The organism is Acinetobacter sp. YH12131, assembly GCF_013418635.1.
GTDB classification, from domain to species: Bacteria; Pseudomonadota; Gammaproteobacteria; order Pseudomonadales; family Moraxellaceae; genus Acinetobacter; species Acinetobacter towneri.
The window spans coordinates 72,674-86,251 of record NZ_VPBQ01000006.1; the positions used below are offsets into that span (position 1 = coordinate 72,674).

The following is a 13,578-nucleotide window of genomic DNA, read 5'->3' on the forward strand; positions in this document are numbered from 1 at the left end:
TCAAATTTTATCTACGTCTAAGCCAGCTTGTTTCAATCGGCTGGTAAGGTTTCTCATTTTGCTAAATTCGGTGCCATTTTAGCATCATTCCCCCACAAGCTTGCTAGGAAGAAGGAACGGCGCGATGTTAGTGATTCGTTTGGTAGCTGAGTTTCCCATGTCGATAGCGCTTTGAATCAAACTTGAATCTCCCATCATCACCAGCTCACTAGTCGGGCGAGTAACCGCCGTGTATAGCAATGATTGGTCAGTCATTCTTGAGGCGTAGCTTGGCAGCATGAGTATGCACTTAGGCCATTGTGATCCCTGTGATTTGTGAATCGTGATTGCGTAGCCGAGGTCGATATTCTCGATGGTGTCGTCTGTTATATCAATGTGATTCCCATCGATATTCATCACTCCATACTCACCCATATGAGGACTATCGTAGACCTCAACGATTTCACCTAAGTCGCCGTTTCGAATATCAGCATCATAGTCGTTTCGTGTGACCATAATACGGTCACCCAATCGAAGCTTCGCTCCGCTATGGGTAACCCAAGGAATCCACCCATAACAAGGGTGCTTATGGTGAAGTTCATTAGGCGCATACTCGTCATACTGTGCTTGAATGAGTTTGTTGATCTCTTCTACACCCAATGGCCCTTTGCGTGTAGGGGTCAGCACAATGCAGTCTGCGGCTTCTTTGGTTTTCTTGTACTCTGAAACGAGGGCTTCATGTGTGGATTCTGGCAAATATCGAGTATCACCTGTTGAACTATTAAGCAGATTGGTATCTAGCTTTCCAGTTCGGATTGAAGTCGCCAGTTGATGGATGCCACTTTGTTCGCCTTGACGCTTAACCTGTGTCAACTCGAAAACAGGCAGTGCGCTGTTCATCGCTGCATGAAAAATGAGACCTCCTCCAACTGGAGGGAGCTGTGATACATCTCCAACCATGACAATACGTGTGGCGTAGGGCAGCAGTCCAACAACCCTGTATGCTGAGACCAGATCAACCATGGAGGCTTCATCGACTACAAGGAGAATATGTTCTTCTACATCTGGCTTCTTCTCGCCAAGTTGGTCGGATATAAACTTGGCAATCGTTTGGGCTGATCGTCCTGTGCTTTCCTCCATGCGCTTTGCAGCTCTTCCTGACAATGCCAGTTGATGAATCGCCATGCCTGATGACAGTTTCTCGTAAACAGCCAACATAGCTAGAAGAATGGTCGTTTTTCCTGTTCCAGCGCCTCCTGAAATGATGGACACCGAAGACTTCACTGCACCTACAACAGCCTCTCGTTGTTCGGAGGTCATATTAAAGGGTAAGGTGCTTTCAAATGATTGGAGCGCTGACTCAATTTTGTCGTTTGTAAGGTCGTTCTCCCACACAGCCAACAATGATCCCGAACCTTGAGGACGTTGATGGCACTTCTCTAAGAAACGACCTACCGTGCGTTCCTGAATCGCTGCGCCGAGGCTCTGAAATCCACCTTCAACTTGTAGGAGTGAACCATGCTTTATCGCTGCGTCTGCAACACCATTAGAATCAAGTTCTAGCCCTTTGCATAATAACTTTGATCGCTCAGAAAGTTCGCATTCAGGTATGACAGTCGAACCCGTTGAAAAACAATATTGGGTAGCGATTTGCTCTGCTATTGCAGATTTTATTCGACTCTTTGTGACATCTAACTTCATGCGCTTGATCAGTTTGAGCGTGTCATCAAAAGACACCCCGAACGCGGTGAGAATTAGAGGGTCATCACTGATGGTTTTTACGGGATCGTCATAAACTCTGGCAAGGGCTTGAGCAAGGGACAGGGGAAGTTTTGAACCTTGAAGCCACTCTAACGCTGCGTAGAAGCTCTCTGACGGCCATTTATCAATGATTGCCTGTGCTGACTGAGTTGATACGCCAGCAACGCTTGTAAGCGCCTCTACGTCCCTCTGACGGACTCTACTGTCAAGGTCGGGATATTGACGTACCAAGCGCTTTGCTTTTACTTCGCCGACCCCTTCGATGTTCGCAGCAATCCATCTTGCCAACAGTTCGCCTGATGGACGAAGGAACTCAGCCTCTTTGACCTTCATGTAGCGCTCAGTAATATCCTGATTGCCCGCTTTGAACCTATGATTCCTCGTACCGCCTGCTACCTTCCAAACAGTGCCTACCTCAGCGGCATCTCTGCATTTCTCAGGAAAAACCAAACATAGCGTAGTCATGCGTCTGATGATCGATCCGTCCTCAGCGATCTCCCATGCTGTGCGGACTCCTTTAGGACGTATTTTAGCGATCTGAACCTTAATCATCGTGGTTGATAACCTGTTTCCAGTAGCACCTCTTTCATCGCTGCATACTTTTCGTTTTCACGCTTGAGTTGGGCATTTTCTGCTTTAAGCTTGACGATCTGATCCATCAGCTTGCTGACTTCTGCATTGGTTGATGCGACACGTTTTTCTGATCGTTCACGAGCGGCTTTTTGAGCCTTAATGTCAGCCTCTTTCTCCCCAAACCATCGAACATCTGCTGCCTCAATCATCTGGCGAATTTTATTATTCGAACCCATTGAGGAACGTGGAATACCTAGCTCATCGAACAGTGCAGAACGATTGATGATTCCACGGCGTTCGTATTCACCGTAGTCACCCGTAGCATCGCGCTCAGCAATCCACTGCTGGACAGCCAGAGCATTGTCTTTGCCCTTCTGAACCCCATTACTCATTGATCTCACCCAAGAGCTTCTTTAGACCCGTCAAAAAGCCGCGAGGCAGGATTTCTTGACCATACTCATCCGTCACCCGTCCATGAGCTGTAGCCTTAAAATCCAGCGCTTCTAGCCATTCATCCGTGCAGACTGATTGAAGAGCTTTAATCTCGTTCTCGGAGCAGATACCTTTCAGTGACGGAAGTAGCTCAACCGTGGATTCAGACTGAGGCGCGGTGTACGTTGTCGGGCGCTTATCAATCACGATCTGCGTCTTGTTTTTGAGCATGTTCACTTCGCTCTTGTAGCGATCACGCTCACGAATTATCTGACCAAAAAGAGCACGGACTGCCGTGTCATCGATGCGCTCTAGCAACTGATAATCCTGCCCCGATTTGCGAGCAGCGACTGAAGGCGGCTTCTTGGTTGTGGTCTGAGCCTTCGCTGCCCAAGCTTCAATCAAATCGCGGTAATGCTTGTTGGCAGTTGCACGAATTGACTGATAACCAACGCCTCTTGCTTCCTCTGAAACACGCCCAATTGTTGTAATTGAAAAGTCGCGCCTACCTAACTCAAAATAGGTTTTGAGCGTCTCGTTCAGCTTATCCAATGATGCTTGCGTTTTTGCAGATTTACCTACTTTCAACGTCTCTAAAACAGCGTTTATATCTATCTGCATCAGACCACCTCCATCAGTGAAATTCGCTTGGCGTTATTATTCGTCAAGGTAAGCGGTTTAATATTGCATAGCTCCTCAAAGCCTGATTCTAGCAAGCGTGCATCCGTTAGGTATTGCTGAGCTTCTATGTAATTGGATGCGATTCTATACCCCTCAAGCTTATCATCGGGGTTCGCAATCATCGCCATTTTTCGCATGATCGCATTACCCGCAATGAGTTGGGTTTGCTCATCCATTTCAAGGAAAATGGGCTGGTAGCCATAGCGTGCCATCATGCGGCTAAGAGCGTTGGTACGCTTCGCGATGGCAGGGGTTTTACGCAGGTCATCGTGCAGGTCGGGATAGAACTCAGCATCGTCACATAGCAGCGACAAGTGCAGCAGTTCAGACTCGGTTTCGATGAACTTCATGCTTACACTGAGGTCGTCACCAGAACCCACCGCAATCAGCTTCTGACCTTCATCATCATCTTCACGCTGATTCTCAATCTGGATGATGCGGTTGATCAGATTGAAGGTTGCGATGTAGTCCTTCGCGTATTCGTCAGCCTCAACTCGCTGCTTATCATAACGGCGCTCAAGGGCTTGCAGTTGCTCAAGTTTGAGGAAGGGGTGACCCTGCTCTTCAGCCATATACAGCTCGTCTTTAAGCGCCTCCAGATCGCCCTCAAGCTCAGTCGCCAGTTTTGCCGCCTGATGCGCTTTGTAGCTGATCTGGTTGAAGTGCGAGTTAAGTGCAGGGAGGTAACTGGCATCGGTGATAAACCAGCGGCAACGTGGGCAGTTTTCGGGGCCATGAGGTACAGGGGCATAAACGCGCATTTTGGAATACTCCGCCGAATCCTTGATAATCGGGCCACCATTCCAGCAGCCGCCCACGGTTGAAAGCTCATCGGAACGCACGGTATTACCGCCGACCAAACAGAGTCCCGTTGCACGCTCTTCCCAACCAATCGGATTGCGATTCGCCAATACTGCCTCGATTGAGTTATGAGTATCCGAATGATAAGCGGCACGTAGTTCGATCTGATTCATCTCAGCATCGACCAGAAAATTCTTAAGTGACGCTTCACCTTTTTCTATGAGTGCTGCGTTGGCTTCTTTCATTTTTTCAGCCATGACTGAAGGCGTGATCTTGTTGTAGTAGATCGTCATAAGAAGGCGTGTATGGCCAGCTAAGAGCTTAGATATGACGGGCAGTGGCAGATCCGTATCCATCGTGTAACAGGTGATCAGCGACACCCTCAAGCTGTGTAGGGGATATTCTGTTGATACCTTACTTGTTTCGTTACCAGCGTAATCCTCTCCGTAATCCTTAACGAAGCGCAGGCGGTCACCGTTCGACATCGTTTGACCACTGGCAAACACATCATCCTCAAGTTTAGATAAGAGGCGATACCAAGGGTTCGATATTTCGTTACCGCTAATGCAAAACTGAGAGTTTGGTGCACGGAACAAGAATGCAAACTCTCCTAATGCCTTTTTTTGCGCTTCGGATTTAGTGTTTCCGAAGTCGTTACGCTTAAGCTCTGTGCCTTTGGCTAGACGATCTATTGGATTGTACTTCTCTTGCCAATTACGAAGTTTTTCCAGCCAATACAGCAGTTCTTCGTGCTCCCACGGGACGGTGTAGCCGCGTTGGATTTCATCTTTATTCTGGTCGGCTGTTTTGTTTGTGGAGATGTACAGACCCGTTGAATAGCTCTCGCTCATCGAGTCGAAAATACGCTTGAACACACCTTTCTGATAAGGGCGTTTAGCGGTGCCGTACTTAAACGCGTGCTTGGTGTTTTCCACCCACTGACCCTGTTCGTAACGCCACGTATCGCCTTCACCAGAGTCCAGAAAACGCACCTGAAACGAGCGCAGCGGCAGGTGAAGTTTGGTAAACATAAACATCGCCATAACAGGCGACCAGATTTCGTGAATCTCTATCGGTTCATAGTTTTTACCGACTTTGCGTGAAACAGTTCGAGTGAGGGAGATACAGTCTGGATCGTCAGGGTCAATCACCTCAGGCGAAACCTCCATCCACGCAAGATTTCCACTTTGAAGGTGTTCAATTGACCAGTGCCAATCGCTGAAATGACGACCTATCCACGGCTTCTGAGTATTGGATTCGGGAGGATAAGGACAGACAATCTGGCGTAACTGCTGGATGTAACGGTAAGGTAGTGGGCTGTGGACGGTTTCAGTATTTGAGCGCGAGCTGGCAATTCTATCAAAAGGGTTCTGATACAGAGGAATAGAAGTTCCATTATCAGCTTCGGCGCACAAATGTGTCTTTAGAATGTAATCCGACAACTCAACAGTGTAAGTAACATACTTGTGATTATCTGAATTTACCCCTTTGGATTTGAGGTAGTTATTAAACTCTTCGCTTGAGACCTTGTGCCCCTGAGGGTGTCCTTGAAACATGGAGACGACATCAACCGCATACGGAGCGTGGGTCGCAAGATAGTTTAAGAAGTGTCTGATACCTTTGAGTTTATGACCAATACCTGCCTGTTCTTGAGCAAGCCATTCAGTCCCATACTGCTGCCACTGTAGCCAGTCTGGCCCTAAATCTTCAGTGATCCAGTTCAGCGTTAGATCGGTGCTATAACCTTTCGCTTTTGATTTCTTAACCATCGTTACTTCTTCCCTAATCGTGGATTCTTGCCCGTGAAATACCCATCGGGGTCTATATCTTCAAAGCCATGTTCTGCCAGTGTTTTCCAGTCAAATGAGTTAGCCAGTTTTGGCGTGTCCGATTCCAGCTTGAGCTGATCAGAAGCGTTGGAAAGGGCATTCGAAACTTGCTGACTGGACGGCATCGTATACGGGTCTTGAGACGCTAGGCTTTTATGATGCAGGCACTTTTTGATAACCAGCGGATCAACCCCTGCGCTAGTCAGTTCACGACCAAAGCGATGTCGATGTCCGTGAGGGTCAAGACCCTCTGCTTTATTGGGCTCTAAGCCGATTCGTCTCAGACCCGCTGCATAGCTCTGGTTAAAGGCATTCTGGGTGTATGGATTACCCAAGTAGCGCGAATCGAAGCTGATAAATGCATACGGGTGATTGCAGGGTACAGCGGCTCGGTAAACCAGATATTCACGCCACAGTTTCATGAACACATAGCGGTATTCGTTAGGGAAAAAGTAACCTTCTAGGTAACTATCCTTGTGGTCTACCATTCTCGACTTCCACCCAAGGCGCTGAGTGCCTAGCATCTCTTGTCGTGGGATTCTTCCGTATTTTTCCTGCAAATAGGCTTTGCGCGTACTCACGCCTTTGCGTGATTTCCAGTTATCAGGAGCCTTACCATCGATCTCGTTGTAGATTCGGACAATCACCGCATCATTGTCATGTGGATCTTCAAAAACGTCAGTCACCCACAGCAACAGAGCCTCACTGGCCCTGAATCCAGCGCCTTGCATCAGTAACAGGATAAGCTTGTCACGCAGAGCAACACGAGGATCGCTAGCGCCACCGACACCATTCAGGTAAAAGTTCTCGAAATGCTTTGCTGGAAAGGCGATAGCATCATCTTCCGTCTTGGCGAGGGGCGTTCTTCCTTTGATGGAGCGCGCCCTTTTGACCGTGGTGTTGAACGACTTGTCCTTGATGTGTCCTAAGAAGTCATTTCTATTTTTGCGGAACCACGCGGCATACTGAATGCGCTCTTCATGCTTGGTGGCAGTTCTGAGCGCGTTAAGCTCTTTGCCCAGTCCCTGATCACTCATCCACTGAGTGAAGCTAGTGAGATGCGATATATGTCGGGAAATGGTGCTTGTCGTTGCTGGAATCCAGTACAGACCTGACGGATCAAGTCCGTCATCGCCAACTGTTCCGCTATATAATCGACGGACGAACACTCTGAATAAATCTTCGGGATCGTTGAACATGGACTTGTTGGCGTCCATGAATTCGATCAGCAAGATAATAGATCGAATGTGCTTGGAAATAGTCGATTGAGAAGTACCGTTCACATGCAAACTCAGCACATAGTCGGCTACTGATTCCAGCACGCCTTCATCAGTCAAAATGACAGGTATTTCTGTGGCGATGCCACTACTGTCCTCGACTATTTTTGCAGTAACTTTGGTCGCTATCATCTCGATTCCTTACACATATTACACACAATATACTATAAGTACTCCTACATTTCAAGCAAAAAATAACCCCCTTTACAGGAGGTTATTATCAAAGTTACACACTTTTAGGTACTATAAAGAACTCAAGGGGGCTTTTTTTATGGATGTAAAAAATTGATTTTTCGTTCAATAAGCTGAATTTCTGTTATAACTTAAGCGTATTGAATATGATTGTAGGCAAACTGATGATGACAGTATTGTCGGAATGACAGGAATAAAAGTAAATGATTAGACCAAAGATTATTATTTCAGAACAAGATTTGCACCGTTTGGAAACGATGCTTGAGCATCAACCTAAATTGACGCCAACGATGCAACATCTAGAAGATGAATTGGCACGTGCTGAAGTGGTTGCGCCACAAGATGTACCGAATAATGTGGTGAGCATGAATGCCCGCGCATTGATTACCATTGCACCTGCAAAAGAACCGACTGAAATTACCTTGGTTTATCCGCATGACTTTAAAGGTGAGAAAGGGCAGGTGAATGTGGTTGCACCTGTCGGGACTGCCATTTTAGGTTTAGCTGAAGGTCAGGAAATTGAATGGCCACAGCCCGATGGTCATATGATGAAAGTCAAAATTGAGAAGATTTTGTATCAGCCAGAGCGTGAAGGCGATTATTTATAATCTGTTTATCATCCTGCGTTAGGAACATTGAAAGCCATGTTGATCATGGCTTTTTTATGCACTGGTGTTTTGAATCAGGCATCTTGTGACTGATGTTATGCGAATCTATAAAAAAGCATTTAAGCAGATCGAAATAAAAAATTGCAAAATATTACATGACCTTAGCCGAAAAACACGTACTATAAAATCATGTAAAGAGGGTTGTTATGGTCTATGGCTCAGTTTGAAGTGTTACTGCCTTTGCAAGAGATTACGGTGGATCGTGCAGAGCTTTTGGCGATTCAACGCAATGATTTAGTTCCGTTGTTGAATGATCAATATCGTCTAAATCATTATGCAGATCAGGTGATTCAAGCGCAGTCAGTTTTATTGGATGGGGTGGATCCACATTTAACTCAGCAATTGAGTGTGACCATTGAGCAGTTGATTCAGGCGCTTGGCAAATCTAAAAAAGTGTTAAAGCAACGTAAGTTTAATGCACTACAAAAGTGGCTAGGCATAGATTTGGAATATGGCGCGGGGCAAGTGCAATATTATAAAAACCTAGATCATTTATTAGGACAAGCAGATCGTTTAAGCCAAAAGCTGCAAATCGAAATTCAGAAATCACAATCACGTTTTCAGCAGTTGGTTGGTTTGCGTGAGCAAATGGCGAAATACATTCAAGCTGCCGATGAGTTTTTAGTGGAATATCCACGATTTGTGCGCAATCAGCATCCTTTGGATAATTTTAGCGAACGACTGGCCAAGAAAATTTATAGTTTAAAGACTTTGCAAAGTAGTAATGATATTGCGATTACTCAAATGCAACTTTCACAGCAACTCTCTTTTAGTTTGTTAGATCGCTTTAAAGAAGCGCAGCAGGTACTCATTCCTGCATGGCAATATCATGTCAAACAAAGTCAGCAAAGTGGCTCACACAGTCAGCTAGAAAAGCTGGATCAAAGTCGTGAGCATTTAATTAAGACATTAAGAAAATCCTTAGAAAAACCTGCGCAATCATAAGGCATGGTTTTGATTAGATAGAGGCGAAATATGACAACTTCTGAACAACGCAGCGTCGCTGTGCAAGTGAGTGATGAACAGACTCAGCAACAATTTCAGCAACTCAATTTGCAGGAAATTGGCTTACAGCCTGATGACTTTCAGGAGGTGCTGGCTGCGCGTAAAGAATTAAGCGATCTTAGCCATCATTCGGTTGCAGAATATGGCAAAAATATCGCCACTAAAACGTCAAGTTATACCGATGAGCTTTTAGGTTTGGTGCAAAATAAGGATTTGGATGTCACAGGGCAAAAGCTGAATCAGGTGGTGCAGGTTGCACAGCAGTTAAATACCAACAGTATTTTAAATCCAAACAAAAGCAGTGGCTTTTTGGGTGGTTTATTCAATAAGTTAAAAGGCGCTAAACAAAGTTTTGATCAAAACTTTAACAGCACCAAAGCGCAAATTGATAGTCTGGTCACAGAAATTGAAAGCTCACAAAATGGTTTAAAAAACCGTGTAGATACACTGGATAAAATGTTTCATGGTGTGCAAGATGAATATAAACAATTGGGGATTTATATTGCAGCAGGTAAGTTAAAACAGCAGGAAATTCAGCAGCAAATTTCTGAATTTTCCGCGCAGCCGCAGGATCAGACCACGACTCAAAAAATTTATGATCTCAATCATCTTGCTAATAATTTAGAAAAGCGGGTGAGTGATTTGCAGGTGTTGCAACAATCTGCCATGCAAACTTTGCCGATGATTCGGATTATCCAGTCCAATAATTTAATGTTGGTCGATAAATTTTATGCGATTAAAAACATTACCTTACCTGCGTGGAAAAACCAGATTAGTTTGGCGATTTCTTTAAATGAGCAGAAAAACAGTGTGCAACTGGCCAACAGTATTGATGATGCCACCAATGAATTGCTGCGCCGTAATGCAGATTTATTGCATCAAAACTCGGTTGATACTGCCAAAGCCAATCAGCGTTCGGTGATTGATATTGAAACCCTTGAACACGTACAAAATACCCTCATTAAAACAGTGAACGATGTGATCCAGGTACAAAAAGAAGGCATGCAAAAACGTGCAGAAGCGACTACGCGTTTGCGAGCCTTACAGGAGAATCTGAATCAATTGGTGATTGGTTCAAGTCAACAGTCTGGTCAATAAATGCATTTTGACAATGACTTCATTTAATCTGAAATTTAACTGATAAGGAGTCGGATTTGCCCCCACTTGATGAATATGCCATTCAGCCACAGCAGCTAAAAACAGGTGTTGTGGCATTACAGCAGCGTCAAAAAAAGCTCAGTTTTTTGGCTGTGCTGTCTATGACGGTGGTGCTTATATCGGCAATTGGCTTTTTTATTCAGCAAGATGTGATTTATAGCTTCTTTGGTTTAAGCACTGAAGTTCAGCAATTACACATGCCTGCAAGTGTCGATGCGACTTTGGCAAATTTAGGGCAGCAACCTGATTATTTTTTCAGTTTGTTGAACTGGTTGGGTTGGTTGATTTTAAAACTGTCGGTGTCATTTATTGGTGCATTCGTTCTAGTTCATCTACTCAAGAAAATTCGTTTTTTTTATATTCGCTTTCAGTCCTTTGTTTTGAAATTTGTAGCTTGGTTGCTGAGTTTTATTTTACTTTGGTCGGCATTGAGTTATGTTCAGCATGACCGACAAGATGATACGCAGCAGGTATATGCCAAAATTGTGCATTATGAAAAGCACATTCAAGAAAGTGAATTGGCGCGTTATTTACAAAATGCAGAAATGGCAGCGCCTGTTAAAGCCTATTTGTTGGCGCAAACGGCATTGATGCATCATCCCGCAGATAAAGATGCAGCCATTCCGCAAGTGTTGACCTTGGTCAAAGCAGAGCAGCAAGATCCGCAATTTTTACATTATGGATTTAAACCTGAACAATTATGGACGATGCAGCAGCAAGTTTATGGCAAAGCTTTAACGCCTATGGCGCAAAGCGTACATAAGCAAGTGCAGCAAGCACAGCAATTAAATACGCTGGTTTATTATATGAATCTCGCGGTTATGGCGCTTATGTTAATACTGTCTGTGGTACTCTGGTTTTTATCGCGACATTTACAGCAGCGTATTCTGCGGATTCAACAACAACTTGAATAAAAAATGATTAGGCTCAATTGCTTAAGGCAGACATTCAGTTTTTATGTTAATGTCTAAATTGAATAGCTTTAGGTATTTTAAATGAAATAGTAAGCTTGAAACTCACTATCATTTAAAAAAACGATCATAAATATAAAAATAAACCGTTTCCCCTATGTAACTATTTTTCGTAAGATGACATCAACAAATAAATTTACTCCCTTGGAGACGTTAGCCATGTTAGACCAAAATACTTCTACACAACTTAAAACTTTATTAGAACGTCTTGAAAGCCCAATCGAGCTTGTCGCGACTTTAGATGGTTCTGATAAATCTGCCAAAATTAAAGAATTGGTTGAAGAAATTGCAGCACTTTCGCCACAAGTTACTGCACGTTTTGACGGTAATAACGCACGTGCACCAAGTTTTGGGATTGCAAAAGTAGGTGAGCAACCGCGCGTATTCTTCGCAGGTTTACCAATGGGGCACGAGTTCACTTCATTAATTTTGGCTTTATTGCAAACTTCTGGTTATGCACCAAAAGTATCGGATGAAGTATTAACGCAAATCAAAGAATTGAATCTTTCATCTCACTTTGATGTGTTTGTATCGTTGAGCTGCCACAACTGTCCAGATGTAGTACAAGCTTTGAACCTCATTGCGATTTACAACCCTGGCACAACAGCAACCATGATTGATGGTGCATTCTTCCAAGAAGAAGTTGAGCAGCGCAAAATTATGGCTGTGCCGATGGTATTCCAAGATGGCAACCACATTGGTCAAGGTCGTATGACTTTGGAAGAAATTGTAGCGAAATTAGATACAGATTCTGCGAGCAAAGATGCAGCGAAACTGAATGCCAAAGAGGCGTTTGATGTCTTGGTAATTGGTGGCGGCCCTGCAGGGAATACATCTGCAATCTATGCAGCACGTAAAGGTATTCGTACAGGTATTGTGGCTGAGCGGATGGGCGGTCAGGTGATGGATACCATGGATATTGAAAACTTCACTTCTATCCAAAAAACACAAGGTCCAAAGTTTGCGGCAGAAATGGAAGCGCATGTGCGTGAATACGATGTCGATATTATGAATCTACAAAAAGTATCTGCCATTAAAGGTGCTGATGAAACTGCCAATGGTTTGGTCGAAGTGACTTTGGAAAATGGCGCAACACTTGAATCGAAAACGGTGATCTTGTCTACAGGTGCACGTTGGAGAGAGATGAATGTACCTGGTGAAGCAGAATACCGTACCCGCGGCGTGGCATACTGCCCACACTGTGATGGCCCGTTGTTTAAAGGCAAACGTGTTGCAGTGATTGGTGGTGGTAACTCAGGTGTAGAAGCAGCGATTGACCTTGCAGGGATTGTAGAGCATGTGACTTTGGTAGAGTTTGATACTAAATTACGTGCAGACCAAGTCTTGCAAAACAAATTGAACAGCTTGCCAAATACTACTGTAATTACCAATGCATTATCGACTGAGGTGATTGGTGATGGCGCACAAGTGACTGCATTGAAATACAAAGACCGCGCAACAGATGAAGAGCATACGGTTGAACTTGCAGGGATTTTCGTACAAATTGGTTTATTGCCAAATACGGACTTCTTAAAAGAGTCAAAAGTAGAGCTGACGAATCGTGGTGAGATTGTGATAAATGAGCGCAATGAAACCAATGTAAAAGGTGTATTTGCGGCAGGTGACTGTACAACTGTACCGTACAAGCAAATCATCATTGCAACAGGTGAAGGCGCGAAAGCATCACTTTCAGCATTTGATTACATCATCCGTTCAGGTCAATAAGTCTGAACGAATACATCTGAATACGCGGATTAACCATCCTTAAATTGTATTCGCTAAAAAGATAGCGCCTGAGTTCCCCAATACTCAGGCGCTATGTTCAGTAAAGTGCGTTATCGCACAGTATTAAAAGTTTATTTATTCTATTTTTGGTTTTAAGAACTGAGTCGGCTAACAACTCAGTTCTTTTTTTATTTTTAACATCCAGTTTGATTTACAGCAGTTAGATTCATTTCAGTCTAATTAGCCTTATTATTTTGTCCAAATAAATTCAACTGATTAAACTTTTCCTGTAGCTGCTCTTTGGTTTCGACATGCTCAGGATGCGGAATAATACATTCAATTGGGCAGACTGAAACGCAGGTTTGATAGTCATAAAACCCAACACATTCTGTGCAACGCGCCACATCAATTTCATACACCTTTTCACCCTCATAAATTGCTTCATTCGGGCATTCGGGTAAGCACATATCGCAATTGATGCATTGGTCGGTAATCAGGAGTGCCATCGCAATACTCGCTTAGTTTA

11 protein-coding genes are annotated in these 13,578 nt (G+C 44.3%); 5 read left to right on the forward strand and 6 right to left on the reverse strand.

The features are described from left to right. Window positions 1–84: 84 nt before the first annotated feature. Genes FTU66_RS06430 through gmtY form a run of 5 tightly spaced genes read right to left on the reverse strand, consistent with a single transcriptional unit; the run spans window position 85 to window position 7,465 of the window. Complete coding sequence (locus tag FTU66_RS06430) at window positions 85–2,292, reverse strand: ATP-dependent RecD-like DNA helicase (RefSeq protein WP_180112499.1); 2,208 nt, start codon at window positions 2,290–2,292, stop codon at window positions 85–87. Continuing rightward, window positions 2,289–2,705 (reverse strand): hypothetical protein, encoded by a 417-nt coding sequence (locus tag FTU66_RS06435; RefSeq protein WP_180112500.1) that lies wholly within the window; start codon window positions 2,703–2,705, stop codon window positions 2,289–2,291. Before FTU66_RS06435 ends, FTU66_RS06430 begins: the two co-directional genes overlap by 4 nt. Continuing rightward, the gene (gmtX, locus tag FTU66_RS06440; RefSeq protein ID WP_180112501.1) at window positions 2,698–3,366 is read right to left on the reverse strand and encodes a gamma-mobile-trio protein GmtX; all 669 of its coding nucleotides are present in this window, start codon (window positions 3,364–3,366) and stop codon (window positions 2,698–2,700) included. Before gmtX ends, FTU66_RS06435 begins: the two co-directional genes overlap by 8 nt. After that, complete coding sequence (locus FTU66_RS06445; protein WP_180112502.1) at window positions 3,366–5,996, reverse strand: VPA1269 family protein; 2,631 nt, start codon at window positions 5,994–5,996, stop codon at window positions 3,366–3,368. The genes gmtX and FTU66_RS06445 overlap by 1 nt, the downstream gene beginning before the upstream one ends. A gap of 2 nt (window positions 5,997–5,998) precedes the next feature. Next, the gene (gene gmtY, locus FTU66_RS06450; RefSeq protein WP_180112503.1) at window positions 5,999–7,465 is read right to left on the reverse strand and encodes a gamma-mobile-trio recombinase GmtY; all 1,467 of its coding nucleotides are present in this window, start codon (window positions 7,463–7,465) and stop codon (window positions 5,999–6,001) included. A gap of 263 nt (window positions 7,466–7,728) precedes the next feature. On the opposite strand from gmtY, the gene rnk reads away from it, so the two are divergent. From rnk to ahpF, 5 genes are all read left to right on the forward strand, one after another. Continuing rightward, entirely contained in the window at window positions 7,729–8,133 is a 405-nt protein-coding gene (gene rnk, locus FTU66_RS06455) for a nucleoside diphosphate kinase regulator (RefSeq protein ID WP_004972920.1), read from the forward strand. Between the two features lie 213 nt (window positions 8,134–8,346). Beyond that, window positions 8,347–9,138, forward strand: a complete 792-nt coding sequence (locus FTU66_RS06460) for a hypothetical protein (protein ID WP_004972923.1) — start codon at window positions 8,347–8,349, stop codon at window positions 9,136–9,138. Between the two features lie 30 nt (window positions 9,139–9,168). Next, window positions 9,169–10,296 (forward strand): toxic anion resistance protein, encoded by a 1,128-nt coding sequence (locus FTU66_RS06465; protein ID WP_180112504.1) that lies wholly within the window; start codon window positions 9,169–9,171, stop codon window positions 10,294–10,296. A gap of 56 nt (window positions 10,297–10,352) precedes the next feature. Continuing rightward, complete coding sequence (locus tag FTU66_RS06470; RefSeq protein WP_180112505.1) at window positions 10,353–11,270, forward strand: hypothetical protein; 918 nt, start codon at window positions 10,353–10,355, stop codon at window positions 11,268–11,270. Between the two features lie 216 nt (window positions 11,271–11,486). Next, window positions 11,487–13,052 carry an alkyl hydroperoxide reductase subunit F gene (gene ahpF, locus FTU66_RS06475; RefSeq protein ID WP_180112506.1) on the forward strand — a complete coding sequence of 522 codons (1,566 nt, stop codon included), beginning with the start codon at window positions 11,487–11,489 and terminating at the stop codon, window positions 13,050–13,052. A 236-nt stretch (window positions 13,053–13,288) separates the two neighbouring features. Here ahpF and FTU66_RS06480 read toward each other — a convergent pair whose 3' ends face one another. Beyond that, window positions 13,289–13,558, reverse strand: coding sequence for a YfhL family 4Fe-4S dicluster ferredoxin (locus FTU66_RS06480; protein WP_004972931.1), 270 nt, complete (start codon window positions 13,556–13,558; stop codon window positions 13,289–13,291). Window positions 13,559–13,578 lie beyond the last annotated feature (20 nt).

Bases quoted from the DNA above. Each gene is read 5' to 3' on its own strand.
- FTU66_RS06430 (WP_180112499.1), bottom strand. From the start codon at position 2,292: ATGATTAAGGTTCAGATCGCTAAAATACGTCCTAAAGGAGTCCGCACA.
- FTU66_RS06435 (WP_180112500.1), bottom strand. From the start codon at position 2,705: ATGAGTAATGGGGTTCAGAAGGGCAAAGACAATGCTCTGGCTGTCCAG.
- gmtX (WP_180112501.1), bottom strand. From the start codon at position 3,366: ATGCAGATAGATATAAACGCTGTTTTAGAGACGTTGAAAGTAGGTAAA.
- FTU66_RS06445 (WP_180112502.1), bottom strand. From the start codon at position 5,996: ATGGTTAAGAAATCAAAAGCGAAAGGTTATAGCACCGATCTAACGCTG.
- gmtY (WP_180112503.1), bottom strand. From the start codon at position 7,465: ATGATAGCGACCAAAGTTACTGCAAAAATAGTCGAGGACAGTAGTGGC.
- rnk (WP_004972920.1), top strand. From the start codon at position 7,729: ATGATTAGACCAAAGATTATTATTTCAGAACAAGATTTGCACCGTTTG.
- FTU66_RS06460 (WP_004972923.1), top strand. From the start codon at position 8,347: ATGGCTCAGTTTGAAGTGTTACTGCCTTTGCAAGAGATTACGGTGGAT.
- FTU66_RS06465 (WP_180112504.1), top strand. From the start codon at position 9,169: ATGACAACTTCTGAACAACGCAGCGTCGCTGTGCAAGTGAGTGATGAA.
- ahpF (WP_180112506.1), top strand. From the start codon at position 11,487: ATGTTAGACCAAAATACTTCTACACAACTTAAAACTTTATTAGAACGT.
- FTU66_RS06480 (WP_004972931.1), bottom strand. From the start codon at position 13,558: ATGGCACTCCTGATTACCGACCAATGCATCAATTGCGATATGTGCTTA.